The 26,840-nt window shown below is 57.9% G+C and carries 22 protein-coding genes and 1 other annotated feature; of the genes, 12 read left to right on the top strand and 10 right to left on the bottom strand.

What is annotated here, in order from left to right; genetic code table 11:
* The first annotated feature begins 15 nt into the window (after positions 1-15).
* From ygfM to xdhC, 8 genes are all read left to right on the top strand, one after another.
* Complete coding sequence (gene ygfM, locus ACE1BR_RS14720; protein WP_374871492.1) at positions 16-792, top strand: molybdopterin-dependent oxidoreductase FAD-binding subunit; 777 nt, start codon at positions 16-18, stop codon at positions 790-792.
* Positions 789-3,668 carry a molybdopterin-dependent oxidoreductase Mo/Fe-S-binding subunit gene (locus tag ACE1BR_RS14715; protein WP_374871490.1) on the top strand — a complete coding sequence of 960 codons (2,880 nt, stop codon included), beginning with the start codon at positions 789-791 and terminating at the stop codon, positions 3,666-3,668. Before ygfM ends, ACE1BR_RS14715 begins: the two co-directional genes overlap by 4 nt.
* A gap of 124 nt (positions 3,669-3,792) precedes the next feature.
* On the top strand, positions 3,793-5,316 hold the full coding sequence (locus tag ACE1BR_RS14710) for a nucleobase:cation symporter-2 family protein (RefSeq protein ID WP_374871488.1): 1,524 nt from the start codon (positions 3,793-3,795) through the stop codon (positions 5,314-5,316).
* A 53-nt stretch (positions 5,317-5,369) separates the two neighbouring features.
* The gene (gene guaD / locus ACE1BR_RS14705) at positions 5,370-6,686 is read left to right on the top strand and encodes a guanine deaminase (RefSeq protein WP_374871486.1); all 1,317 of its coding nucleotides are present in this window, start codon (positions 5,370-5,372) and stop codon (positions 6,684-6,686) included.
* 375 nt (positions 6,687-7,061) lie between these two features.
* On the top strand, positions 7,062-8,363 hold the full coding sequence (locus ACE1BR_RS14700) for an NCS2 family permease (RefSeq protein ID WP_374871749.1): 1,302 nt from the start codon (positions 7,062-7,064) through the stop codon (positions 8,361-8,363).
* A 349-nt stretch (positions 8,364-8,712) separates the two neighbouring features.
* Positions 8,713-11,031, top strand: a complete 2,319-nt coding sequence (xdhA, locus tag ACE1BR_RS14695; protein ID WP_374871484.1) for a xanthine dehydrogenase molybdenum-binding subunit XdhA — start codon at positions 8,713-8,715, stop codon at positions 11,029-11,031.
* Entirely contained in the window at positions 11,024-11,902 is an 879-nt protein-coding gene (gene xdhB / locus ACE1BR_RS14690; RefSeq protein ID WP_374871482.1) for a xanthine dehydrogenase FAD-binding subunit XdhB, read from the top strand. Before xdhA ends, xdhB begins: the two co-directional genes overlap by 8 nt.
* On the top strand, positions 11,902-12,387 hold the full coding sequence (gene xdhC, locus ACE1BR_RS14685) for a xanthine dehydrogenase iron sulfur-binding subunit XdhC (protein ID WP_374871747.1): 486 nt from the start codon (positions 11,902-11,904) through the stop codon (positions 12,385-12,387). Before xdhB ends, xdhC begins: the two co-directional genes overlap by 1 nt.
* 106 nt (positions 12,388-12,493) lie before the next feature.
* Here the strand turns inward: xdhC and ACE1BR_RS14680 are convergent, their stop codons facing one another.
* Positions 12,494-13,033: a glycine zipper 2TM domain-containing protein gene (locus tag ACE1BR_RS14680; RefSeq protein ID WP_374871480.1), complete on the bottom strand. Its 540-nt coding sequence runs from the start codon at positions 13,031-13,033 to the stop codon at positions 12,494-12,496.
* Between the two features lie 515 nt (positions 13,034-13,548).
* On the opposite strand from ACE1BR_RS14680, the gene ACE1BR_RS14675 reads away from it, so the two are divergent.
* Both ACE1BR_RS14675 and ACE1BR_RS14670 read left to right on the top strand, forming a co-directional pair.
* Complete coding sequence (locus ACE1BR_RS14675) at positions 13,549-13,737, top strand: hypothetical protein (RefSeq protein WP_374871478.1); 189 nt, start codon at positions 13,549-13,551, stop codon at positions 13,735-13,737.
* 235 nt (positions 13,738-13,972) lie between these two features.
* Positions 13,973-15,595: an acyl-CoA synthetase gene (locus tag ACE1BR_RS14670; protein WP_374871476.1), complete on the top strand. Its 1,623-nt coding sequence runs from the start codon at positions 13,973-13,975 to the stop codon at positions 15,593-15,595.
* Positions 15,596-15,669: 74 nt separating this feature from the next.
* Here the strand turns inward: ACE1BR_RS14670 and ACE1BR_RS14665 are convergent, their stop codons facing one another.
* Positions 15,670-16,971, bottom strand: coding sequence for a diguanylate cyclase (locus ACE1BR_RS14665; RefSeq protein ID WP_374871474.1), 1,302 nt, complete (start codon positions 16,969-16,971; stop codon positions 15,670-15,672).
* 326 nt (positions 16,972-17,297) lie between these two features.
* Between ACE1BR_RS14665 and ACE1BR_RS14660 the strand changes: the two genes are divergently transcribed.
* The gene (locus ACE1BR_RS14660; protein ID WP_374871472.1) at positions 17,298-18,824 is read left to right on the top strand and encodes a P-loop NTPase fold protein; all 1,527 of its coding nucleotides are present in this window, start codon (positions 17,298-17,300) and stop codon (positions 18,822-18,824) included.
* 33 nt (positions 18,825-18,857) lie between these two features.
* Here ACE1BR_RS14660 and hisIE read toward each other — a convergent pair whose 3' ends face one another.
* The 8 genes from hisIE to hisG all read right to left on the bottom strand — a co-directional run bounded on the left by hisIE (position 18,858) and on the right by hisG (position 26,244).
* A complete protein-coding gene (gene hisIE, locus ACE1BR_RS14655; protein WP_374871470.1) occupies positions 18,858-19,478 on the bottom strand; it encodes a bifunctional phosphoribosyl-AMP cyclohydrolase/phosphoribosyl-ATP diphosphatase HisIE in 621 nt (206 codons plus the stop codon).
* Between the two features lie 128 nt (positions 19,479-19,606).
* Positions 19,607-20,380, bottom strand: coding sequence for an imidazole glycerol phosphate synthase subunit HisF (gene hisF / locus ACE1BR_RS14650; RefSeq protein WP_374871468.1), 774 nt, complete (start codon positions 20,378-20,380; stop codon positions 19,607-19,609).
* Entirely contained in the window at positions 20,380-21,141 is a 762-nt protein-coding gene (hisA, locus tag ACE1BR_RS14645) for a 1-(5-phosphoribosyl)-5-[(5-phosphoribosylamino)methylideneamino]imidazole-4-carboxamide isomerase (protein ID WP_374871466.1), read from the bottom strand. The genes hisF and hisA overlap by 1 nt, the downstream gene beginning before the upstream one ends.
* A 5-nt stretch (positions 21,142-21,146) precedes the next feature.
* Positions 21,147-21,788, bottom strand: a complete 642-nt coding sequence (hisH, locus tag ACE1BR_RS14640) for an imidazole glycerol phosphate synthase subunit HisH (RefSeq protein WP_374871464.1) — start codon at positions 21,786-21,788, stop codon at positions 21,147-21,149.
* Complete coding sequence (hisB, locus tag ACE1BR_RS14635) at positions 21,788-22,927, bottom strand: bifunctional histidinol-phosphatase/imidazoleglycerol-phosphate dehydratase HisB (protein WP_374871462.1); 1,140 nt, start codon at positions 22,925-22,927, stop codon at positions 21,788-21,790. Before hisB ends, hisH begins: the two co-directional genes overlap by 1 nt.
* 15 nt (positions 22,928-22,942) lie before the next feature.
* Positions 22,943-24,013 (bottom strand): histidinol-phosphate transaminase, encoded by a 1,071-nt coding sequence (hisC, locus tag ACE1BR_RS14630; RefSeq protein ID WP_374871460.1) that lies wholly within the window; start codon positions 24,011-24,013, stop codon positions 22,943-22,945.
* Positions 24,010-25,335: a histidinol dehydrogenase gene (gene hisD / locus ACE1BR_RS14625; protein ID WP_374871458.1), complete on the bottom strand. Its 1,326-nt coding sequence runs from the start codon at positions 25,333-25,335 to the stop codon at positions 24,010-24,012. The genes hisC and hisD overlap by 4 nt, the downstream gene beginning before the upstream one ends.
* Positions 25,336-25,347: 12 nt before the next feature.
* Entirely contained in the window at positions 25,348-26,244 is an 897-nt protein-coding gene (gene hisG / locus ACE1BR_RS14620; RefSeq protein WP_005352174.1) for an ATP phosphoribosyltransferase, read from the bottom strand.
* 29 nt (positions 26,245-26,273) lie between these two features.
* Positions 26,274-26,398 (bottom strand) — a sequence feature (His leader region).
* Between the two features lie 184 nt (positions 26,399-26,582).
* Here hisG and ACE1BR_RS14615 point away from each other — a divergent pair.
* Positions 26,583-26,828, top strand: coding sequence for a hypothetical protein (locus ACE1BR_RS14615; protein ID WP_075113349.1), 246 nt, complete (start codon positions 26,583-26,585; stop codon positions 26,826-26,828).
* Positions 26,829-26,840: the final 12 nt, after the last annotated feature.

Here is a 26,840-nt window from a genome sequence, read left to right as displayed (position 1 = left end):
GAGTAAGGACGACACATGATTGAGCAATTCTTCCGACCCGAGCAATTGGGTCAGGCTTTGGAACTCAAAGCCAGTTTCGGCAACGACGCCGTCTACATGGGGGGCGGCAGCAAGCTTAACGCCGCACCGACCCGCACCGACAAGAAGGTCGCCATCTCGCTGGACAAGCTGGGGCTGAACCAGATTGAGCAGCAACACGGTCAGCTCCATATTGGCGCCACCGTTACCCTGCAGACCCTGAAAGATGATCCGCGTACTCCGGCCGCCCTGCGCGACGCGCTGGGATTTGTCTACTCCCGCCATGTGCGCAATCAGGCCACCATTGGTGGCGAAATTGCCAGCCAACTGCAGGACTCCCCCCTGTTGCCGATGCTGCTGGTACTCGAAGCGGTGGTGGTGCTGGAGAACAACCAGCTGCAACCCATCGACACCTATCTGGCAGGCCAGCGCAATGCGCTGATCCTCGGCATTGTGCTGCCGGAGCCCGATTTGCGCTGTGCGACTCGCCGGGTCAGTCGCAATGCCGATGGTCTGGCCGTCATCACTGCCGCAGTGGCCCTCGATCGTCTCGGCGAGATGCGGGTTGCCCTTTCTGGCGTGACTCCGCAGCCGATGCGCCTGCGGGATGTGGAGCGTCGTGGTCTGCATGATGCCTCGCTGGAAGCTGCGGTGAGCGAGCTGATTTCTCCCCGTGAGGACCTGGCTGGCAGCGTGAGTTACAAGCGCTATATCAGCGGGGTAGTGGTGGCAGATCTGCTGGTGGACTGCCAGCAGCAGGAGGTACAGGCATGATGGAACTCAACTTCACAATGAATGGTGCCCTGCGTACCGTCATTTGCAAAGCGGGTGATAATGCCCAACAGATGCTGTTCAAGCAGTGCCGGATGCACTCGGTACGCAACAGTGATGACGGCTTTGGTTTTGCCGGCTCCGATGCCATTCTCTTCAACGGCAAGGTGATCAACGCCTCCTTGTTGATAGCCGCACAGCTGGATGGCGCTGACGTGCGCACTGCCGAGTCGCTGGGGAGCTGGAACCAGCTCAGCCTGGTGCAGCAGGCGATGGTGGACGTCGGCGTGGTGCAGTCCGGTTACAATGATCCGGCTGCCGCCCTGATTGTCACTGACCTGCTTGATCGCCACCCCAACCCTACCCGTGATCAAATTGACGATGCCCTCTCTGGCCTGTTCCACCGTGATGGTGGCTACCAGCAGTTCTATCAGGCCATCGAACTCGCTTGCGCACGGATGAAAGATCCCGATTATCTGTGCCAGATCGCTCCGGAGTTTCGTGACGAGCTGCGCCATGTTGGCAAGAACTGCCCGAAGGTGGATGCCGCCAAGATGGTGCAGGCCAAGCCCTGCTACGTGGAAGATCGGGTGACCGATGATGCGCTGATCATCAAGATGCTGCGCAGTCCCCATCCCCATGCCGTGATCACCAAACTCGACGTGAGCCGCGCCGAAGCGCTGCCCGGGGTGATCCATGTCATTACCCATCTCAACTGCCCGGATATTTTTTATACCCCGGGTGGCCAGAGCGCGCCCGAGCCGTCACCGCTCGATCGCCGCATGTTTAGCCGCAAACTGCGTCACGTAGGTGATCGGGTTGCTGCTGTGGTCGCCGAGAGTGAAGAGATCGCCCTGGCCGCACTGAAGCTCATTGAGGTTGAGTACCAGGTGTTGCCTGCGGTCATGAGCATCGATGAGGCGATGGCCCCCAATGCACCGCTGGTGCACGACGAGCCCATCGTCTACATGGCCGGTGCCCCGGCAGATCTGGAACAGCAGAACGCCTGCTCGGTACGTCGTGGCGATGAGCATATCATCATCAATTTCCCCATCGGTTCCCGTCCGCACGAGAACCTGGCTGCCAGCGTCCATGGCCAGATTGGTGACGTAGACAAAGCGTTTGCCGAGGCGGATGCAGTGCTGGAGCGCACTTACGAATCGACTCAGGCCCAGCAGTGCCCGACCGAACCGCATATCTGCTTCACCTACATGGATGGTGAGCGCCTGGTGATCCATGCCTCGACTCAGGTACCGTGGCACGTGCGCCGTCAAGTGGCCCGTATCGTCGGTATGAAGCAGCACCAGGTGCATGTCATCAAGGAGCGGGTCGGGGGCGGTTTTGGCTCCAAGCAGGATATCCTGCTGGAAGAGGTGTGTGCCTGGGCGACCAAGACCACCGGTCGTCCGGTGCTCTTCCGCTACACCCGTGAAGAGGAGTTCATCAGCAACACCTCCCGCCACGTGGCCAAGGTGAAAGTGAAACTCGGCGCCAAGAAAGATGGCACCATCACTGCCATCGAGATGGATTTCCGTGCCAACACCGGTCCTTTCGGCAACCACTCCCTGACGGTGCCAAGCAATGGTCCGGCCCTCTCGCTGCCGCTCTATCCGTGCGACAACGTGCGTTTTACCGTCAACACCTACTACAGCAACATCTGCCCGACCGGTGCCTATCAGGGCTATGGCGCACCCAAGGGTAACTTCGCGTTGACCATGGCCATCGCCGAGCTGGCCGAGCAGTTGGGTATCGATCAGCTCGACATGGTGGAACGCAACCGGGTGCATGAAGGGGATGAGCTCAAGGTGTTGGGCGCTATCGGTGAAGGCAAGATGCCAAGCTCCATTCCCCGGGCGGCGAGCTGTGCGCTGGAGCCGATCCTCAAGCAGGGTCGTGAACTGATCCAGTGGGACAGCCCCAAACCTGCCGACGGCGATTGGCGCATCGGGCGTGGTGTTGCCATCATCATGCAAAAATCGGGGATTGCGGACATCGATCAGGCCAACTGCATGGTCAAGCTGGAGTCTGACGGTACCTTTATCGTTCACTCCGGTGGTGCCGATATCGGTACCGGTCTGGACACCGTGGTAGCCAAGCTGACTGCCGAGGTGCTCAAATGCCCGCTCAGCGATGTGCATGTCATCTCCGGTGACACAGACCACGCCCTGTTCGATACCGGCGCCTATGCCTCGTCCGGTACCTGCTTCTCCGGCAATGCGGCCAAGATGGCAGCCGAGAACCTGAAAGAGAAGATCCTGTTCCACGGTGCGGCCATGTTGGGTGAGCCTGTGGCGGATGTGGAGATGGTGCACCCTGGTATTGTGCGCGGCAAGCAAGGGGAGGTCTCTCTTGCCAGCATCGCTCACAAAGCCGAGACAGGTACCGGCTTCGGTATTCTGGTTGGCACCGGCAGCTTTATCACCTCCGAACTGGCATTCCCGTTTGGTGCCAACTTCGCCGAGGTGGCAGTCAACGTCAGAACCGGCCAGATCCGTCTCGACAAGTTCTACGCCCTGCTTGACTGTGGTACCCCCATCAACCCAGAACTGGCTCTTGGTCAGATCTACGGGGCGACCATGCGGGCTATCGGTCACTCCCTGACCGAGGAGATCTGCTACGACAGCAAGGGCATTCCGCTCACCCGTGATTTGAAGAGCTATGGTGCGCCCAAGATTGGCGACATTCCGCGCGACTTCCGGGCGTTCCTGGTACCGAGTAATGACCAGATCGGTCCTTACGGTGCCAAGTCCATTTCGGAGATCGGGGTAAACGGAGCTGCGCCAGCCATCGCCAGCGCTATCCATGATGCCTGTGGTGTCTGGCTGCGCAAGTGGCACTTCACGCCGGAGCTGATCCTGCGCGAACTGGGCAAGCTGTAATCACTGCACTGGTAGATACCGGTAGGCGGATCCTTATCCGCCTACCGGATGCTCCCTGGTCACTGTGGGGTGTGATACGCGGGGGTTACTGAAGCTTTTTTCGATACACCGGGAGTAATTAAGGATGTCTGAAAAATCGCGCAAGGACTCTGACCTGATCTACGCCTTGGAAGACCGGCCGCCATTCGGCCAATCTCTGGTCGGGGCAGTTACCCATCTGCTAGCCATATTGGTCCCCATGGTAGCACCAGCCTTGATTGTCGGGGCTGCACTTAATCTTTCACCCGAGATCACGACCTATCTGGTCTCGATGTCGATGCTCGCTTCTGGCATCGGCACCTGGTTACAAGTTCATCGTTACGGACCCATCGGCTCCGGTCTGCTCTCTATCCAGTCAGTGAATTTCTCGTTTGTGACCGTGATGATCACCCTCGGAACGTCGATGGGAAAAGAGGGGATCGATGAGGCCCAGATGGTCTCTTGTTTGCTCGGTATTTCATTTGTGGGTGCATTCCTGGTCATGGCGGCATCTTTTGCATTGCCTTATCTGACCCGGGTGATTACCCCCACCGTGAGTGGCATCGTGGTGTTGATGATCGGTCTGTGTCTTATCAAAGTTGGCATCATCGACTTTGGTGGGGGCATGGCCGCCAAGAGTAGCGGTACTTTTGGCAACTATGAAAATATTGGTGTTGGTCTATTGGTATTGGCCGTGGTGGTTGGCTTCAACTGTTGCAAGAGTCCCTTGCTACGGATGGGGGGCATTGCCATTGGTCTGTTCGTCGGTTACATCGCCTCCATTATGCTGGGCATGGTCGACTTTTCAGTGCTACAGGGGTTGCCGTTAGTGACGGTGCCCATGTTGTTCAAATATGGTTTCTCCTTTGATTTCGGTTCATTCCTGGTGGCGGGCACCATCTATTTGTTGAGTGTGCTGGAGGCTGTTGGCGCCTTGACCGCAACCGCGATGGTGTCTCATCGTCCTGTGGAAGGGGAGGAGTACACCCGTCGTCTCTCCGGTGGCGTGCTGGCCGATGGTCTGGTCTCCGTGATCGCCTCGGCGTTGGGGTCACTCCCTTTAACCACCTTCTCCCAGAACAACGGGGTGATCCAGATGACCGGGGTAGCTTCTCGTCATGTGGGTAAATTCATCGCCATGATCCTGGTGATCATGGGCATCTTCCCGATTGTCGGGCGCTTTTTTACCACCATTCCATCCCCTGTTCTCGGGGGGGCGATGACCATCATGTTCTCGATGATTGCCATCGCAGGCTGCCGGATCATCATGAGTTATGGTTTCGACCGCCGGGAGAGTCTCATCGTGGCGACGTCACTGGGGCTTGGTCTCGGTGTCTCTTATGACCCGAGTGTCTTCAGAGTGCTGCCCGATGCGCTCTATGTGCTGGTAGAGAACCCCATCTGTGCCGGTGGTATCACCGCCATCATCATGAATCTGCTTTTGCCCCAGAGCCGCACACGCAAGGCCAAGGCTGCGGCCAAGAAGGCTGCCAGCATCAGCGATGTGGTCGAGGTGATCCAGTTGAGTGACAAGCCGGATGTGATCGTCACTGTCCACAGTCACGACAGTAAGGTTGAGCAACAAGCGAAGTCCGGTCAGATTGCTGTACCGCAAGCCGAGCGGGTCTGATTGTCAAACCGGCCACATCGTTAAAACAGAATACAAGAAACAGGGAAACGGTTATGAAATACGACAACTCTGTCAAAGCAGTGCGCGGTAGTTTCTTCGATATCACCCGGGTGGTGGATCAGCCAGAGGAGATTGAGGCCAATGCCCGTCTCGTCGAGGATGGCTTGCTGATCATTCGCAACGGTTGCATCGACTGGTTCGGTCAGTGGGAGGAGGGCAAGGATCGCATACCGGCCGCGGTGCGGGTACGCGACTATCGCGGCAAGATGATAGTGCCGGGCTTTGTTGATACCCATATTCACTATCCCCAGAGCGAGATGGTGGGGGCCTATGGCGAGCAGTTGCTGGAGTGGCTCAACCGCCATACCTTCCCGGCCGAGCGGCGCTACGACGATCTCGAGTACGCTCGCGAGATGTCTACCTTCTTTATCAAGCAGCTGTTGCGCAATGGCACCACCACGGCGCTGGTGTTCGGCACTGTCCACCCCGAGTCGGTAGATGCCCTGTTCGAAGCGGCGAGCCGCATCAATATGCGGATGATCGCGGGCAAGGTGATGATGGATCGCAATGCGCCCGATTATCTGCTCGACACTGCCGAGAGCAGCTACCTGGAGAGCAAGCAGCTCATCGAGCGGTGGCACGGTAATGGTCGTCTGCTTTATGCCATCACACCACGATTTGCCCCCACCTCGACACCCGAGCAACTGGCGATGGCCAGACGGTTGCGCGAAGAGTTTCCCACCACCTATCTGCACACCCATTTGTGCGAGAACAAGGATGAGATCGCCTGGGTGAAATCCCTCTTCCCGGCGCACAAGGGTTATCTGGACGTCTATCACCAGCACGGGCTGACCGGTCACAACTGCGTCTTTGCCCACTGTGTTCATCTGGAAGAGCAGGAGTGGGATTGCCTCAAGGAGACCGGTTCCACCATCGCCTTCTGTCCCACCTCCAACCTCTATCTGGGGAGCGGCCTCTTCAAGCTGCACAAGGCGTGGCACAAGCAGGTGAAGGTGGGGATGGGGACCGACATCGGCGCGGGCACCACCTTCAACATGCTGCAGACCCTCAACGAGGCCTACAAGGTGATGCAATTGCAGGGCGAACGGCTGTCGGCCTATCAGGCCTTCTACCTGGCGACCCTGGGCGGTGCCCATTCGCTGGGGCTTGATGAGAAGATCGGCAGCTTTGCGGTGGGCAAGGAGGCGGATTTCGTGGTGCTCGACCCGGTCGCCACCCCGCTGCAGCAACTGCGTTATGACAACTCCACCACTCTGCGGGACAAGCTGTTCGTGCTGTTGACCCTGGGGGATGACAGATCCATCTACCGCACTTATGTGGATGGCCAACTGGTACACGAACGGGGGTAGATGATGGATGGGGCTGCCTCGGCGCAGCCCCGCTGGATACGGAGGCTGGCATGCCCCAACGGGGATGCCGGTTCCGCAGTACGACAGGGGGTATCCCCTAAATAGAACATGAAATGGCTCGGTTTTTTGACCAGCAAGGCAAACGTTTGAGTCACTGCTGCCCGTCCTGGTCTCTGTCATTCAACAGACAGCGTGTCGATAGACAGACCCACAGATCCTGCCGCCATTTTGTGATGGAACATTCAGGTGCTTGTGAAGGAGTTGGGTATGACCCAAGCAAATAGCAGGATTAACAGCGTGGAAGAGCTGGCCAATAGTGATGCCAGCCAGCATGCAGTGCAGCAACAACCAATCAGTGCTCTTGACCGTTACTTTATGATCAGTGAGCGGGGCAGCAATGTCAGGCAGGAGGTGCTGGCGGGGCTGACGACTTTCCTTGCCATGGTTTATTCGGTGATCGTGGTTCCCAGCTTGCTGGGCAAGGCCGGTTTTCCGCCTGCGGCCGTGTTTGTGGCGACCTGTCTGGTGGCCGGTTTGGGCTCGTTGTTGATGGGGCTGTGGGCCAAGTTGCCCATGGCGATTGGGGTCGCTATCTCGCTTACTGCCTTCACGGCGTTTAGCCTGGTGCTGGGCCAACATATTCCGGTACCGGTGGCGCTGGGGGCGGTTTTCCTGATGGGGATCCTGTTCACCATTATCTCCGCGACGGGCATCCGTACCTGGATCATCAACAACCTGCCAACCGGGATTGCCCATGGCACGGGGATCGGGATCGGACTCTTTTTGCTGCTGATTGCTGCCAACGGAGTGGGGTTGGTTATCAAGAATCCGATGGACGGATTCCCGGTGACCCTGGGCTCCATCACCTCCTTGCCCGTTGTCATGACACTGATCGGGCTGGCTGTGATCTTCGGTCTTGAGAAGCTCAAAGTGCCCGGTGGTATTTTGCTGGTGATTATCGCCATCTCGCTGCTTGGTCTCGCGATAGATCCGGCGGTGACGTACCACGGCCTGGTGGCTATGCCGAGTCTGGCCGATGGGGAGGGCAAGTCTCTGATCTTCAGTCTGGATATCATGGGGGCGCTCTCGCCGCTGGTGATCCCCAGCCTGTTGGCGCTGGTTATGACGGCAGTATTTGATGCCACTGGTACCATCCGCGCGGTGGCGGGGCAGGCTAACCTGCTGGACAAGGATGGTCACATCATCAATAGCGGCAAAGCGCTAACCTCTGACTCTGTCTGCAGTATTTTGTCTGGTGTGGTCGGAACGGCGCCTGCCGGTGTCTATATCGAATCCGCTGCAGGTACCGCCGCGGGTGGGCGTACCGGTTTGACGGCGACCGTGGTCGGCATTCTCTTCCTGTTGATGCTGTTCCTCTCGCCGCTCGCCTATCTGGTGCCAGGATATGCTACTGCGCCAGCGCTGATGTATGTGGGCTTGCTGATGCTGAGCAATGTGAGCAAGCTGGATTTCAACGATTTCGTCGGTGCCATGTCCGGCCTGGTCTGTGCGGTCTTTATCGTGCTCACCGGCAATATCGTCACCGGTATCATGCTGGGCTTCAGTTCGCTGGTGATTGGCCGAGTCTGTGCCAAAGAGTGGCACAAACTGAATCTGGGGACTGTCATCATCGCTGTGGCGCTGGTGATTTTCTATGCTGGGGGGTGGGCTATTTAGGGATAACCCGCCCATTTCGGGGTCGCTCAGGCGGCCCCTTTTTTATGGTGATTGCCCGGTGCCTGCCTATCACCTTGTGGGTACTGATCAGTGTCACCTTGCTACCATTTTGATAAAAACCTCTACCAGATTGATAGCTGTTGCACCGCGTTGACCCGCCTGTTGCCTGATGTTTCGCCGCTATCTCTTGCTTCTTTTCCCCGGTTTGCCGCGATGGTGGCTGAAAGCAGGTTTAGTTGGGATCCTCTTCACACTTCTTCCCATTGCTGTCGAGCTTGCGGGAAACAGGCGCATATCTTGCTGTTTTTTATACCGGTTCTAGTTTTTCCCTTCGAAAAAGGACTTGCATATGTCCATAGGATTACCGTTCAAGCGGGTCGATGCCGAAGCTAAAGCGACTGGCAGTGCCCGCTATACCGATGACAGCATCATGCTCGGGATGCGGCATGCCAAGTACGTGCGCAGCAATATCGCTCACGGCAAGGTACTCTCCATCGACGCCAGCGAGGCTCTGGCCTTGCACGGGGTCGAGGCCGTATTCACGCACGAAGATGTACCCACTGCCTGTTATCGTACCGCAGGCCACGCCTGGTCTCTCGATGAGGCCAAGCGGGATGTGAAAGACAGACGCTTGCTCACCGACCATGTGCGCCACTTCGGCGATGGCGTCGCCATCGTGGTGGCTCGTGATCCGCTGGTCGCCGAAAAGGCCGCCGCGCTGGTCAAGGTGACCTACGAGCCGCTGCCGGTGATGACCGATGCCCAGAGTGCGCTGGCTGAGGGGGCTCACCCCATTCACCCGACGGGCAACTTGTTGCGGCAAAGTCAGCTGCGGGCGGGCGAGCCGGAGCAGGCCATTGCCGGGGCCGATTTGCAACTTCAGGGTCACTATCGGACCCCGGTGGTGCAGCATTGCCATCTGGAGACAGTGACCTGCTACGCCTATATGGATCAGGCGGATCATATCGTGGTGGTTTCCAGTACCCAGATCCCCCAGATCGTGCGCAGCCGAGTGGCCAAATCCCTCGGTCTGCCCTGGTCGAGCGTGCGGGTGATCAAGCCCTATATCGGCGGTGGGTTTGGCAACAAGCAGGATGTGCTGGAAGAGCCGATGGCGGCGTTTCTCAGCTACAAGCTCGGCGGTGTGCCGGTCAAGGTGACCTTGAGCCGTGAAGAGTGCTTCTTTGCCTCCAGAACTCGCCACGGTTTTACTATTGAAGGCAAGCTGGGGCTGGATCGGGATGGCACGCTCAAGGGCTATCAGCTCGATGTTCTCTCCAATACGGGCGGGTATGCCTCTCATGGCCACTCTATCGCCAGTGCCGGTGGTAACAAGATCAGTTATCTCTACCCGCGCAGCGCCTTCGGTTACGATGCCCGCACCTTTTATAGCAACCTGCCGACGGCTGGTGCCATGCGTGGTTACGGGGCGCCTCAGGTGGTGTTCGCCATCGAGAGCATGATGGATGACGCTTGCGCCAAGCTGGGCCTCGACCCCCTTGATGTGCGTATCGCCAACGTGGCGCGGGAAGGGGATGTCAATCAGGTCAACCAGAAGACCATTTATAGTGCCGGGTTGGCCGATTGCCTGCGGCGTGGTAGAGAGTTGTTCGAGTGGGATCGCCTGCGGGCCGAGTGTCTGGCGCAGGATCCGGCTAGCCGGGTTCGGCGCGGGGTCGGGGTAGCCTGCTTTAGCTATGGCTCCAATACCTACCCGGTCGGGGTCGAGATTGCCGGTGCCCGCATGCTGCTAAACCAGGATGGTACCGTCAATCTGCAGATCGGTGCCACCGAGATTGGGCAGGGGTCGGATACCGTCTTTGCCCAGATGGCCGCCCAGACCCTGGGTATTCCGTTTGAGCAAATCCGGGTCATCTCGACTCAGGATACCGACATCACGGCCTATGATCCGGGTTCTTTTGGTTCCCGTCAAAGCTATGTTGCCGCTCCCGCCATTCATCAGGCCGCCTTGCAATTGCGGGCGCGCATCCTGTCGCTGGCTGCCCAGCTCTGTCATCAGGATGTGGGATCGCTCACCCTGGTCGACGGTTACGTGGTGCTGGCCGGAGCGCAGGACAAGGTGTTGATCAGCGTGGCCGAGGTATCGGTCAATGCTTATTACCACCTCACCATCGGGGGCCAGATCACTTCTGAAGTCTCCCACAAGACCACCACCAACCCGCCGAGCTTTGGTTGCACCTTTGTCGATCTCAGCGTTGACATCGATCTCTGCAAGGTGACCATCAATCGGATTATGAACCTGCACGATGCAGGCAAGATCCTCAATCCGCAATTGGCGGAAGGGCAGGTGCACGGCGGCATGGGGATGGGGATTGGCTGGTCCCTGTTCGAGGAGCTGATCATCGACGCCAAAACCGGCGTGGTACGCAACCCCAACCTGCTTGACTACAAGTTCCCCACCATGCTGGATTTGCCCGAGCTGGAGTGTGAATTTGTCCAGACCTATGAACCTCAATCGGTTTATGGTCACAAGTCGCTGGGGGAACCGCCCATCATCTCACCGGGCCCCGCCATTCGTAATGCGATCCGCATGGCGACCGGGGTTGCCATCAACGAGTTGCCCATTACACCCAAGACGCTCTATCGGGAGTTTGCCCGAGCGGGATTGATTGATGAAGGGTCCAGCGAGGAGCACCGCCATGTTTGATATTGCCCGTTACTACAAGGCCCATAGCGTGGCCGAAGCCGTGGCACTGCGTCAGGCCGATCCCGAGGCCCGTTTGTTGGCGGGGGGGACCGATGTGATGATCCAGTTGCATCATCTCAATGCGGCTTATCGCCATATTGTCGATATTCACGATTTGCCGGAACTCAGAGGGGTGAGCGAACTGCCTGACGGCTCGATCCGCATCGGCTCCGGAACCACCTTTACCGAGATTATCGAGCATCCGCTGGTGCAGCGTCGTCTGCCCATGCTGGCAGAGGCTGCGGCGACCATCGCTGGTCCGCAGATCCGTAACGTCGCGACCTATGGCGGCAACATTTGCAACGGCGCCACCAGTGCCGACTCGGCTGCGCCGACCGTGGCGCTGGAGGCTGAGCTGGAGATCGCCGGGCCGGATGGTACTCGTCGTATCCCCATCGCCGGTTTTCACACCGGTCCTGGCAAGGTGGCACTGCAGCCTGCCGAGGTGTTGGTCGCGTTTCATTTCGCGCCGGATCCCCATCCTCATGTTGGCTCCCACTACTTCAAGTACGCCATGCGCGATGCCATGGATATTGCCACCATTGGCTGCGCCGCCTACTGCCAGATTGAGAATGGCCACTTCAAGAGTTTGCGACTGGCCTACGGGGTTGCGGCGCCGACCCCGATCCGTACTCCCCATGCGGAGGCTGCCGCTGAAGGTCAGCCCTTGACCCGTGCTACCCTGGCTGCCATTGCCGAGGCAGTAGTGGCCGATGTTGCGCCGCGATCCTCCTGGCGGGCGGAGAAAGAGTTTCGCCTGCACCTTATCAAAACCCTGGCGCAGCGGGTGGTCGCCTGCGCAGTCGAACGTGCCGGAGGCCAGATCCTATGATGCCATCGCAAACTTGTCCTACCGTGGAGATCCATTGCGAGATCAACGGCAGACCCTACTCCTATGAAGTGTCGCCGACCATGTCGCTGCTTCATTTCCTGCGCCAGCAGGGGCTGATCAGTGTGAAAGAGGGGTGCAGTGTCGGTGAGTGCGGCGCCTGTACCGTGCGGGTGGATGGTACCGCCATCGACAGCTGCCTCTATCTGGCGGTGTGGGCCGATGGTAAATCCATTCGCACCGTAGAGGGGGAACGCAAAGGGAATGAACTCTCCGATGTGCAGCAGGCCTTCATCGACGAAGGGGCGGTACAGTGCGGTTTTTGTATCCCCGGATTGGTGATGGCCAGCGCGGCCCTGCTCGACAAGACCGAGCGCCGTCCGCTGACGGATGCGGAGATCCGCCGTGGTCTCTCCGGTAACCTCTGTCGCTGCACCGGCTATCAGAACATCGTGCGGGCGGTGAAAAAATGCTGCAAGGAGGGATAACAGGAGTGTGAACGGTTTGCATCCCTGTGATGCAAACATGGCAATAGCTCATAAAGACAGGCCCGCCTAGAGAGAGGCGGGCCTGTCTTTGCAAGGGGTCTAGTGGTTACCCTTTTGGCTGGTCGATCACCAGTTTGCCATCCTTGACCGGAATGGTTGCCCCCGGTGCCTGTGCCATGCGGATCACCCCCTCCTGACCTGCGAGGCGATAGGTCACATCATAACCAATGGTGCGGGTGCTGCTCTCCTGCACGGTTTTGCAGCGCTGCTCGGTGGTGGTATAGGTATCTCCCGCCTGCATATTGCCCTGCACCTGATTACCGGCATACCCCCCCGCGACCGCTCCGGCTGCGGTCGCCACCTTCTTGCCACTGCCCCCGCCAAACTGGTTACCGAGTACGCCACCCAGCGCGGCCCCGACCACGGTGCCGAGGATCTTGTGTTCATCCTGCACCGGCTTGCGGTGGGTCACGGTGACGTTACGACACGTCTGTTTGGGGCTTTTGAACGTCTCGGTGATCGGTTTGCTGGCAACGACCTCGGCGAAGGTAGGAGCGGGTGTGAAGAGTGAGCCGCTGGCGGCCGCCGACAAGGCCAGTGCCGATGCCACGCCAATACCGATACCTGCCATCATGGATCTGTTCATTTTATTGTTCTCCTGCATACCCATCCGGGCTGTTCCAATCTGGCGCCATCTTGTCATAACCGGTTGGCCGGACAAGGCGAGGGGAGCGGGCTTGCGACAACAGCTGGCAAGGTCAAAAAACAGCCACCAGAGAAAGTGTCTGACTTTGGCGACAACGGTGTAAAAGTGACCAGTTTCCGGCGCAGGAGAGGAGATAAACGGGAGGTAAGGAGCGTTTTGAGTCGCATTTTGCAATAAGAGGAGCAGATAGCCTGCCAGAACGGCAAACTGCTGACGGTAACCGCTCAAGTGATCGCGGCCTGGCTGACTTGCAGCCCCTTGATATGGCCCGCAAGTGGCTGATAAATGGCTATAGCTCCATTGGATGTTGGCCGATAAGAGATTACGGCAAGCATTTTGCTTTGATTGGGTGGTAGGCAGAGGGTGAACGGGTCGGCAGGGGTAAGGCAGGATTAGCACCACCTGAAGACGACGGAAATAAGCACCTTCGACCACCGGATCAATGAGGGGGAGATATGTCAATGTTACCCAGCTGGATCACCCCGGCCATCCAGGCCAACATCATCACCGCGCAGCAGGCCGAACGTCTGCTCTCATCGCTCTACCAGCCTCTTGCCGAACAGGGAGAGGAGTTACCCGCGGATATCGCCGACATCAGTCTCAAACTATTCTGCTTCCGCCAGCAGGGACGGGTGCGTCACTAACGATGATTGCGGTAAAGCCTCCGCCATTGGCGGGGGCTCTCTTGTCGGTACTCTCCTCGCACATATCCTTCGGGTGTTGCTCTAAGACGTTTTGCTAATACCTGCCGCCACTGGCGCCCTGTTAGGCTGTCATCCCTATAAGAGACCAGCAACGGGCAGGATGCCCATGTCGCTTGTTGATCTCGGAATGATCCCGGAACTGCCCGTTTTGTGCCACCTGTGAGGAAGGAACCTGATGACAGTGCAGAACATCTATGAGCGCGACCTTGCCAAAGCCGCCGCCAATTTCGAGCCCCTGACCCCCATCAGCTTTTTGGGGCGGGCGGAGCGGGTCTATCCCGACTATCCGGCGCTGATCCATGGCTCGCTGTGCCAGAGCTGGGGTGAGACCGCCCACCGTTGTCGCCAGTTTGCTTCTGCTTTACGGCGCTATGGTATCGGGGAGGGGGATACCGTCTCCATCGTTGCTCCCAATATTCCGGCGATGTTTGAAGCGCACTTTGGGGTGCCCATGAGCGGCGCCGTGCTCAACACCATCAATACCCGGCTCGATGCCGAGTCGATGGCCTTTATCTTCCAGCATGCCCAGAGCAAGGTGGTGCTGGTGGACAGGGAGTTTGGCCCAGTGGTGCGCAGGGCGCTGGATCTGCTGGAGAGCCAACCGCTGATCATCGCCATCGATGATCCCCTCTACCGGGAGGGGGCGCTGATCAGTGAACTGACCTATGAGGCCTTTATTGCCACTGGCAACGGTGATGAACCCGGCTGGTTGCCAGAGGATGAGTGGCAGGCTATTTCGCTCAACTACACCTCGGGCACCACTGGCAATCCCAAGGGGGTGGTTTATCACCATCGCGGGGCCCACCTCAACGCCATCAACAATGTGCTCTCTTGGGAGCTGCCCAAGCATCCGGTCTATCTCTGGACGTTGCCGATGTTTCACTGCAACGGCTGGTGCTTTCCCTGGACCCTGGCGGTTACTGCCGGGGTGAGTGTCTGTCTGCGCCATGTGCAGGCGGCCGCCATTTACGGGGCGCTGCACGAGCACAAGGTGAGCCACTTCTGCGCGGCCCCCATCGTGCTCAATATGCTCAACAACGCCGATCCAGCGCTCAAGCAGGGGTTGGATCACCCCATTCAGGTAATGACGGCTGGGGCGGCGCCGCCAGCGACCGTGATCGCCGGGATGGAGGCGATGGGGATCGCTGTGACTCACGTCTATGGTCTCACTGAAACCTATGGCCCCTGCGTGTTGTGCGAACCGCAAAAAAGCTGGCAGGGGCAAGATGCGGTCTCCCTTTCTCGTCTCAAGGCTCGTCAAGGGGTGGCTTCTCCCTTGCAGGGAGAGATACGGGTTATCAATCCCGTCACCGGCGAGCCGGTGGCCAAAGATGGCAAAACCATGGGGGAGATAGTGCTGCGCGGCAATGTGGTGATGAAGGGATATCTGAAAAATCCCGCGGCCAGCGCCGAGGCGATGGCGGAGGGGTGGTTTCGCAGCGGCGATCTGGCGGTGTGGCACCCTGACGGCTATGTGGAGATCAAGGACCGAGCCAAAGACATCATCATCTCGGGCGGGGAGAACATCTCCAGTCTGGAGATAGAAGAGGTGCTATATCGCCACCCCGATGTGGACGAGGCCGCCGTGATAGCCATGCCCGATGACAAATGGGGTGAGGTGCCCTGTGCTTTCGTCAAGCTTAAGGAGGGGCGAGATATTACCCAGGCGGAGCTTATCGCTTTTTGTCGGGAACAGATGGCTCACTTCAAGGCGCCCAAGCGCATTATCTTCACGCCCTTGCCCAAGACATCCACTGGCAAGGTTCAAAAGTATGTGTTGCGAAAGCAACTGGAGTAGGGGCGGTTATCACTACCGGGCATGGCAAGGGGGGAAGATAACTGGAGGGCGGAGCCCTCCAGTTGGTTGGTTTGCTATCTCTCCTTGCTGGCGACGCAGTTGCGACCTGCCTGCTTGGCCTGATAGAGCATCTGATCGGCGCGGGCATAGAGACTTTCCATCTGTTCACCCTCCCTGTTTTCCACCAGTCCGGCGCTGATGGTGATGATCCGCTCATCGCCATCTGGCAGGGGCAAGGGACTTTGCATCACATGTTGGCGTAACCGCTCGGCCAGCGATGATGCGGCCGACAGCGTGGTGTTGGGCAGCAAAATGGCAAACTCGTCGCCACCGATCCGGGCCAGCACATCTTCACTGCGCAGCACTGACTGCATCACCTCGCCAAGATGGATCAACGCCCGATCCCCTAGCGGGTGGCCATAACGATCATTGATGCTCTTGAACTGGTCCACATCCAGCACCATCAGCACCGAGGTGAGGTGGTGGCGCATGTTCATGCTCAGGTTCTTGTCGCACATCTCGAAGAAAAAACGACGGTTGTAGAGGCTGGTGAGACTGTCCCGTACCGATTGCTGGTGCAGTTGTTCCTTGAGCTGATGCAGTTCGGTGATATCGGATGAAATACCGATCAGCGTTGGCGTACCATTGGCAAGCATAAAGGGTACCTTGACTGACCAGTAGTAGTGCTGATGACCCTCGCTATCGGTTAGCGTCTCTTCTCCGGCTTGCAGTTCACCGGTTTCGAATACCCGATCGTCAAGTCGCCACAGCTTGCAGGCGTTGGCTGCTGCAATCAACTCGTCATCGCGCCGGTTGATGATCTGCTCGGCAGGCACACCGAGCAGATCGGAGACCTTTTGGTTGGCGTAGAGAAAGCGGTGCTGGCTGTCTTTCATATAGATATGGGCATCGACGTTGGCGAGGATGATCTCCAGTAACTTGTGCTGCTCCGCCAGGCGGGCCTCGATCAGTTTGTGTTCGGTGATATCGGTGGAGATGCCACACAGGCCGCTCAGGTTGCCATCCCTGTCGTACATTGGCTTTTTTACGCTCCAATAGACCCTTTTTTCACCGGTTGTTTTCAGGTAATTGACCTCCTCTCGGGCAATCGCCACCCGCTGTTCCAGTACCTGCCGGTCATTGTTTTGCAGGTTGTCTGAGTACTCGAGATCAAAGAAGCCACGATCATCCTGACCTTGCAACTCGGCCAGTGTGCAGCCAAACAGCTCCAGCACAGCCTGGTTGGCGTAGGTGTAGCGGCCATCCAGATCCTTGGTAAACATGTAGACGTCCGTCTCGTTGAAGATGGATTTGAGGTGATCCAGTTCATGCTGTAATCGGGGAGAGAAGGGGTCATCCTTCATGGCGTTGGCCATCCTTGGGTCGTTGCGATGAGTGGGCTGAACAAAATAGACCAATTTGCATCAACTGCTTTAAATTAAGCACTGATCTCGACATATTTCGCGTTTATTTCTGCAGGTTCTGCGTTATGTCACATGGTTGGGGGGAAAAGGAAATCAGCTGAGTCTATGCCTGTTCAGATGACACCGGCCGCGAGCTCTGCGCTACTTTCCAATCCATCAATAGAGATGACATCCCGTTGGTTCGAAGGGAGAACAGGAGAAACAAACAGGTCTTTAATCAAACTATTTTCACGGTGCCCCTGATATCATCCCTGCAACGCAACATGGGGAGGTTCGAGATGGCAGTGGCACCGTTTGAATGGGATGCAGCAATCAAGTGGGACGGGCCGGGGGCTATTGCGGGCGGTGAAGAGTTGGCCGGTGATCGGCTGGAACGCGCCCGCTATGCCAAATTTCTGACCAACTACCTCGCCACCGAAGGCAAGCAGCGCAACTATGTGCTCAACCTCAATGCCGAATGGGGGGCGGGTAAAACCTGGTTTATCAAGCGCTGGTATATGGAGCTGAAAGCGCACTATCCCACCGTCTATATCGATGCCTGGCAGCAGGACTTTTCCGATGATCCCTTGCTGACGGTGATTTCATCGATTATTGAGCAATTGAGAGATGCTACAGGAAAGACGGTTGCCATACCTGATGGCATCAAGTCCAAGTTATTGGGGTTGCTCAAGGTTGGTGGAAAATTGGTACTCAAGTCAGCCATTCAAAAAGCTGGACTGGAAGATAGTGATTTTTCTGTGGAAGGAGAAGATGCAGATAAGCTGGTTGATACGCTTTGTAGCAATCACAAAGAGCGTTATGAATCTATCCAGTATCTTAAACAAGAGATCCGGAAATGGGTTGAAGCGGCAGTTTCAGCAAACTTAGACCAGTTGGATGGGCAAGGTCGCTTGGATTATCCCGCCTTTATTTTGATTGATGAGCTGGATCGTTGTCGTCCCTCTTATGCAGTGGAAATGCTGGAAACCATCAAGCATATCTTTGATATTAAAGGTGTGGTGTTTGTATTGGCAACGGATACTGAGCAGTTACAGCATGCTATCAAGGTCATTTATGGCGAAGGATTTGATGCCCAAAATTATCTTGGGCGATTTTTTCAGAGAAGGTTTACATTAAATAGAAAGTCCAGACGTGAATTCATCTCTAATATATTAGAAGTTAGGACATTACCAGATGGTTCAACGATGGTGTGGCCTGAATTGATCAATCAGCGAGTCTTATTGGAAGTAGTTACTGCGGTTAGTGATAGTTTAGAACTAAGTTTAAGGCAAACAGAACAAATCATAGATCGTTTGCTTTTTGTTATGCGAAAACCAAGAAGAAAAGTTAACCTAGTTTTTCTTATGTATCTCTTCGCATTACATGAAAAAGACTATCAATTATACTCTGGTGTTTCTGATGGTACTCTTTCATACGCTCAAGATAAACTCAATGAAAAAACTCTTGCGCATAAAATTAGTCTTAAAAAAGATGTGACTATGGATGTTTTTATTAGAGCTAACACTGAAATTGGAAGCGTTGTATCTCGTACACAAGGAAAAAGTGATATAGAGAATCCATTTGAGGATACCTTTTACAAGGTTTCCCTTGGTGAAATAATATGTTACTCGTATCAGTTTATGTTGAATGATTTATATAGACATGGAAATGATCGTGAATTAAAAGAGATTGTTGAGAAGTTTGTTGCGAATGGAACTCTGAATATGCAAGAAAATGCTATTTTAGCCAAAAAAGAACTCTCTTTATTAGAGTGTAATCTTTCTCTATATAAAAATTTGGTTGAGCTGGCCGTACATCTTGACTAAATAAAGCCGGGATAACCCGGCTTTCTTATCAGATTATTTATTATGCCGCTCATAAAGTCGCTGCACTACATCCTGTAATCCCAACCCTTCGTTTTGCAGCAGTACGGTCAGGTGGTAGAGCAGATCGGCGGATTCGTTGATGAGCTCCTCCCGATCCTTGGCCATGGCGGCCAGCGCCACTTCCACACCTTCCTCACCAACCTTCTGGGCGATGCGCTTGGTGCCTTTTCCGTAGAGGCTGGCGGTGTAGCTGGTGGCCGGATCGGCCCCTTTGCGGGCGGCCAACACCTGTTCCAGCTCTGCCAGAAAACCGAGGGGCGGCAGCGGGTGACCATGGAAGCAGGAGGTAGTCCCTTTATGGCAGGTGGGGCCGACGGGGTTGGCGGCGATCAGCAGGGAGTCCTGATCGCAGTCGGTGCTGATGGCCACGAGTTGGAGCACATTGCCCGAGCTTTCACCCTTGGTCCAGAGCCGCTGTTTGCTGCGGCTAAAGAAGGTGACCTGACCGGTGGTCTGGGTCTTCTCCAGCGCCTCACGGGTCATAAAGCCCTGCATCAGCACCTCGCCGCTGGCGGCGTGCTGGACGATGGCGGGGATCATGCCGTCACATTTTTCCCAGTCGAGCTGTTCAATTAAAATGTTGGAATTATGCACGGGTATCGGCTCCTCTATTATCAGACCGGCACTCAGGGCGGGGGATCATGGCGCATTTGCACTTTTCCCAATCGAGCTGTTCGGCAAGGGGGCGCTCGCTGGCGGTTGTTTGTGTGTTATCAGAGAAGTTATTCACGGATGGCGACTCCTTCGGTTTTCAGCCAGCGTTTCAATTCGGGAATGGGGATAAGGCCTTTGTGGAACACAGAGGCTGCCAGCGCCCCGTCCACATCGGCGAGGCTAAAGGCATCGCGAAAGTGCGCCATGGCACCGGCGCCACCGGAGGCAATCAGCGGCACCTTGCAGACGCTGCGTACCAGCTTGAGCTGGTCGAGATCATAACCCTGGCGCATGCCGTCCTGATTCATTACGTTCAGCACGATTTCGCCTGCGCCGCGTTTTTGCACCTCCTTTACCCAGTCGAGGGTGTGCCAGGCGGTGGTGCGGGTGCGGCTCTCGTCACCGGTAAACTGTTTGACCTGATAGTGGCCCGTGTCGGCGTCGAAGTAGGAGTCAATGCCCACCACCACGCACTGCACGCCAAAACGCTCGGCCAGTCGACTGATCAGGGTCGGGTCAGCAAGGGCCGGGGAGTTGATGGAGACCTTGTCGGCGCCAAACTCGAGGATCTGGCGGGCATCTTCGACGCTTTTGATGCCACCGGCGACGCAGAAGGGGATATCGATCACCTCCGCCACCCGGCTCACCCAGCTCTTGTCCACCACCCGGGCATCGCTGGAGGCGGTGATGTCATAGAACACCAGCTCGTCGGCGCCCTCTTCGGCGTAGCGGCGAGCCAACTCGACAATGCCGCCCATCACCTCGTGGTTGCGAAACTGCACTCCTTTGACCACCACGCCATCTTTCACGTCGAGGCAGGGGATTATGCGTCTTGCCAGCATCAGTTGCCTCCTGTGGTATCGGCCGCCGGAGTTTGCCAGCAGGCGATGGCGTCACCTACCGAGAACTTGCCCTCCAGCAGGGCGCGGCCAAGGATGATCCCCTTGACGCCGGAGCCCTTGAGCGCCTCGATGTCTTCTATGCCGCCAATGCCACCGGAGGCCTGAAAGGCGACGCTCGGATAGCGGGTGCAGAGATCACGATAGAGCTCGACGTTGGTACCAGCCAGGGTGCCGTCACGGCTGATGTCGGTGCAGAGCACATGTTTGAGACCGGCGGGGAGGAAGCGCTCGATCAGCGCTTCGATGGTCACCCCGCTGTTCTCCTGCCAGCCTGCCACCGCGATATGGCGATTGCCCTGCTCATCAATGTTGACGTCCAGCGCCAGCACGATCTGCTCGGGGCCGTATTTCTCCATCCAGCTCGCCACCAGATCCGGGGATTTGACCGCGGTGGAGCCAATCACCACCCGGCTGGCACCGGCGGCCAGCAGATCTGCCACATCCTGCTCCGTGCGAACGCCGCCGCCGACTTGAACCGGCGCTTCGGTGGCCGACAGCAGTTGGGTCAGCAGGGGCAACTGGCGCGCCTTGGCATCCTTGGCGCCGTCCAGATCCACCAGATGGAGCTGCACCGCCCCCTGGGAGACATATTCATCGAAGCGGGCCTGCGGGCTGCTGCTGTATTCGGTCTTCTGCTCGTAATCCCCCTGATAGAGGCGAACTACCTGACCGTTGATAAGGTCAATGGCTGGGATAATCATCCTTGTTACAGCTCCAAAAAGTTTTTCAGTAGGCGGGCACCGGCTGCGCCTGAGCGCTCCGGGTGGAATTGGGCGCCAAAAAAGTTGCTGCGCTCTGCAACCCCGCCCACGATGGCGGTGAAAGGCTTGCCGTAGTCGCAGGTCGCCAGCGTTGCCCCGGTCACCTCCAGCGCATAGGAGTGAACGAAGTAGAAGTAGCTGCCGCTCGGGATCCCCTTGAGCAGAGGATGGGTCTCGTCGTGCTCAATCTGGTTCCAGCCCATATGGGGCAGGCGCAGGTTACCAACTTCCATCAACCGGATCTTGCCCGGCACTATGCCAAGACAGTCGATAAGCGTATCTGGCGAGCCCTCTGTGCCCATGCTCTCTTCGGAGGCCTCCGCCAGCATCTGCATGCCGAGGCAAAAACCCAGCAGCGGCTGCTTGGCGGCGCGAATAAGGGGCACCAGCCCCCGTTCGTTGAGATTCTTCATAGCCGCCACCGCTGTGCCTACACCGGGCAGGATCAGCTTGTCCGCCTGTTCGATATCGGCGGCCAGGCTGGAGACCAGCGGCTGCACGCCGAGGCGCTCGAATGCCATCCTGACCGAGGCCAAGTTAGCGCAGCCGGTGTCGATAATAACCAGCTTCTGCTTGCTCACATCCATCACAGCACTCCCTTGCTGGAGGGGAGCTCGCTCCCTTCCACCCGAATGGCCTGACGCAGGGCGCGGCCAAAGCCTTTGAACAGCGCCTCCACCTGATGGTGGGTGTTGCCGCTGCCCACCTTCATCTGCAGGGTGATGGCCATGGCATCGGAGAGTGAGCGGAAGAAGTGGGGCACCATCTCGGTGGCCATCTCGCCCACGTTGTCGCGGCCAAAGCCGCTCGGGCAATCAAACACGAAGTAGGGACGGCCGCTGAGATCCAGCGCTGTGCTCACCTCCTGCTCGGTCAGCGGGCGCGCATCGATCACTGCTTGTACCTCGTCCATCGCCAGCACGAAGCCGAAACGGCCGATCCCGCGCTTGTTGCCAAGGGCCTGGCGCAGCGCCTGACCCAGCGCCAGCCCCACGTCTTCTACCGTGTGGTGATCGTCGATATGCAGATCGCCGCTGACGTTCAGCTTGAGCTGGAAACCGGCGTGGGTGGCGATCTGATCCAGCATGTGATCAAAGAAGCCGATACCGGTGGCGATCTGGTTGCCGCAGCTCTTGTTTGTGGCAGAAGGGTCTAAGTCCACAGCTACCTGAATGCGGGTCTCTTTGGTATTGCGCTCCACCGAGGCTACGCGGCCCTTATCTGGACTGAGAACAGTGAGCAGTTGATCACGGATGGCGAGCCAGTCGTGATCCTGCGGGTGGTAGCGAATACCGCCAATGCCCATGTTCTCGGCCAGCTGCAGATCGGTCTGTCTGTCACCAATAACGAAGGAGTTGGCAAAGTCGATGCGGCCCGAGGCGAGGTACTCCTTCACCAACCCGAGGTGAGGCTTGCGGCAGCTGCAACCGTCGGTGGGGAAGTGCGGGCAGATCAGCACCTGTTCCCACTTCACCCCTTGCGATTCAAACAGGTGCATCATCAGGTCGTGGGGTGGCTGGAAGTTCTCCAGCGGCAGGCTGGCGGTGCCCAGCCCATCCTGATTGGTTACCATCACCAGCACGTAGCCAGCGGCCTGCAACTCGCGCAGCACCGGAATCACCATGGGTTCGAAGCGCAGCTTGGCGAGGCTATCCACCTGCTTGTCGGTGACCGGCTCTTCAATCAGGGTGCCGTCGCGGTCGATAAACAAAAACGGGGTCTTCATCGCTACATCCTTGTCTTACAAAGTGGGAGAGGGCAGATCACGCAATACCGCCAGCACGGCATCCATCTCGCCCTGATAGCCGATGGTGACGCGAATGCTGTTATCAAGGCCCGGCTTGGTCGAGAAATCCCGCAGGATGATGCCGGCGGCCTTCATGGCGGCAAAGACGGCTGCGCTATCCACAAAGCGCACCAGCACGAAGTTGCCCTTGTCTTCGAACACTTCCTTCACGCAGGCAAGCTTGGCCAGCGCTGCCTTGAAGGCGGCTTTTTGCTTGTTGAGCTCTACCACTCGCTCGCGCATCAGCTCCAGTCCCATGGGGGAGAGTGCTTGCGCCGCGATCTGAGCGATGGGCTCGGGGATGGGATAGGGGGCGATCACCTTGGCCAGCATGGCGATCACCTCTGGGCTTGCCAGAGTAAAGCCGCAGCGGATCCCCGCCAGCGCAAAGGCTTTGGATAGGGTGCGGGTCACCACCAGATTGGGGAAGCGGGTTAGCAGGTCCACCACGGACGCCTCGGGGCAGAACTCGATATAGGCCTCGTCCACCACCACGATGGCGCGATCCCGGGCTTTTTCCAGCAGGGTTATGAGACCATCGCGACCCACCAGATCCCCGGTGGGGTTGTTGGGGGAACAGAGAAACACCAGCTTCACGTCACTGAGGCGATCGGCGATGGCGGGCCAGTCAGGCTGGCGGCTGGCAGTCAGCGGCTGCTCGACGATGCCGACGCCGCAGGTCTCGGCGCTGATGGCGTACATGCCATAGGTGGGTGGGCAGATCAGGATCTGATCTTCACCTGCCTCGCAGAAGGTGCGGATTAGTAGCTCGATGGCCTCGTCGGCGCCGCGGCTGACCAGCACCTGATCGGGGTTGACTCCGGCGTAGGCGGCATAACCGTTCACCACCTCGGTCGGCTGGGGTTCGGGATAGCGGTTGAGACGGCTCCCCTCGATGGTGAAGGGATAGGCCTGCGGCGCCTCGTTGGCGTTGAGCCAGACGTGGCCCTTGCCGCCGATGCGGCGGGCGGATTGATAAGGGGTGAGGGCCCGCACCACGCGGCGCGCCAGATTGGCAATGCTCATGACAAATCCTTCTGCTGTGCTGTTTGTTGGGGCGCGGCGGCCAGGGCGTTCAACCTGAGGGTGACGGCATTTTTGTGGCCATCAAGCCCTTCGGCCTCTGCGATGCGCTCGACAATGGGGCCAAGGCCGCGAATACCTTCGGCGCTCAGCTCCTGCACCGTGTAGCGGCGCTGATAATCGGCGAGGCCAAGGCTGGAGCAGGTGCGGGCATAGCCATAAGTGGGCAAGGTGTGGTTGGTGCCGCTGGCGTAATCGCCGACCGACTCGGGGGTCCATGCTCCCAGGAAGATGGAACCGGCATTTTCAAGCTGATCCAGTAGGTCACGGGGCGCTCGGGTTTGCACAATCAGGTGCTCCGGCGCGTAGGCGTTGGAGATGGCGCACGCCTCGGCCAGATCCTCACAGAGGATCACCAGACTGCTGCCGAGCGCCTGCGCGGCGATATCGCGGCGGCTCAACTTGGCCAGCTGGCTCTTGATTTCTCCTGCGATGGCATCGGCCAGCAGCGGCGAGGTGGTCACCAGCACCACCTGACTGTCGGGGCCGTGCTCGGCTTGGGAGAGCAGATCCGCCGCCACAAAGGCCGGGGTGGCGCTCTCGTCGGCAATCACCAGTACCTCGGAGGGACCGGCTGGCATATCGATGGCGGCGCCACGCCAGTCGCGCGAAACCTGCCCCTTGGCTTCGGTCACATAGGCGTTGCCCGGGCCGAAGATCTTGTCCACCTTGGGAATGCTTTCGGTGCCGTAAGCCATGGCGGCGATGGCCTGGGCGCCGCCGATGGCGAACACCTTCTCGACGCCGCAGGCGCGAGCGGCAAACAGGATCTCGTCGCTGGCGGGGGACGGGGTGCAGAGCACCACTTCACGGCAACCGGCGATAGCTGCTGGAATGGCCAGCATCATCACGGTGGAGGGGAGCGGCGCGCTGCCCCCCGGCACATAGAGGCCGACCCGGCTGATGGGTTGGGTGCGCAGCTCGCACACCACCCCGGGCTGGGTGTCCACCCGCACTACCGGCTGCACTTGCGCGGCGTGGAAGGTGCGAATATTGGCAATCGCTGCTTCGATGGCGTTTTTGATGTCGTCATCCAGTCGTGCGCAGGCAGCTTCAATTTCGGTTTCGCTGACGCGCAGCTGCTCACGGGGGGCGCGCTCGAAGCGCAGGCTCAGCTCGCGCAGGGCCTCATCGCCCTGGCTACGTACCGCAGCGATGATCTCCCGCACCACGGCGCCAATATCGGCCTCGTCATTGAGGGCGGGACGGGTAAGTACGTCGGCCTGCTGGGCGGGGGAGAGGGTCTTCCAGATCAGGGTCTGCATTATGTCCCTTCCTTATTCCATCATTTTTTCGATGGGCAGCACCAGAATGGAGCTGGCGCCGAGAGCCTTGAGCTGCTCCATGGTCTCCCAGAACAGGGTCTCGCTGGAGACGACGTGCAGGGCCACCTGATTGGTGTCTCCGGCCAGTTGCATGATGGTGGGGCGCTCGGCACCCGGCAGCAGATCGGTTATGGCATCGAGCTTGTCTTTGGGGGCGTGCAGCATGATGTACTTGCTCTCGCGGGCCTGCTGCATCCCCTGAATGCGGGGCAACAGTTTGTCGATGAGCTTCTGTTTGGCATCGGACAAGGGGTTGGGGGCTTGTACCAGTACCGCCTTGGAGCGGTAGATCACCTCCACCTCTTTCAGACCGTTGGCTTCCAGCGTGGCTCCGGTGGAGACCAGATCGCAGATAGCATCGGCCAAGCCCGCACGGGGAGCCACTTCTACCGAGCCGCCCAGCATCACGCTCTTGAAGCCAAGACCCTTTTCGTCAAAAAAGCGCTTGAGCAGCCCGGGGTAGGAGGTGGCGATGCGCTTGCCGGCGAGGCTCTGTGGCCCTGTGTAGGTCACATCTTCCGGCACCGCCAGCGAGAGGCGGCAGCCGCCGAAGTCCAGCTGCTTAAGGGTTTTGACCTCGAAGGGCAGTCCCTGTGAGGCGCGAATAAGCTGCACCTCTTCCAGCACGTTTTCGCCGATGATGCCAAGGTCGACTACCCCTTCCATCACCAGACCCGGGATATCGTCATCGCGCACCCGAAGAATATCGATAGGCATGTTCTCGACATGGGCGATAAGGCGCTGCTCGCGCAGGTTGATCTTGAGGCCGCAGCTCTTGAACAGGGCTTGGGAGTCCTGGCTCAGACGACCGGACTTTTGCATGGCGATACGCAGACGTTGTGTTTCCATTTGCTCGATTTCCTTCTAGTCAAAAACGAAAAAACCCTCGGAAGTGTGTGCTTCCGAGGGTTTATGAATCTTGCGGTCCTTTTGGAAGTCACCAGTTAAGTGTCTTCCAGCAGTCAACCTCCTGAAAGACTAGTCGGGATGATGGTGGTGATGAGTCTTCAGGGTGGTGAACTTCATGTAATCAATCCTTTACAAAATAAGATGTCGTAATTGACGCCTGATTTAAACTACCTGCCTTGACAGAAAATGCAACCGGAAACTGTGATTTGATCGATTAAAGTGGAGAAAACGGTTTTCTGGTCGATAACTAGACAATAACCCCTGCAGGAGTCGCCATCATGCCCAGCCAGGACCTGTTGTTCCCCATTTTGCCCCGGGCACCCGCCGCGCCCGGCAGCGAAGAGATCAAGCGGGAAGTGAACCAGATCAGCAAGAAACATCAGCTGCGCAAGACCAGCACTGATAACAGTGACTCCCAACAGCGCCAGCAGGCGTATAGCACGCCCGCCAAGCGTGATCAGCCAAAGGCGGAAGAGGACGATCACAAACCGGATCCCGACCATCAGATCGATCTGTTCGTCTAGGCAGATTATCTG

Source organism: Aeromonas sp. MdU4 (assembly GCF_041929505.1).
GTDB lineage: Bacteria > Pseudomonadota > Gammaproteobacteria > Enterobacterales > Aeromonadaceae > Aeromonas.
The sequence above is the reverse complement of the archived record's forward strand: the minus strand, read 5'-3'. Positions and strand labels throughout refer to the sequence as shown.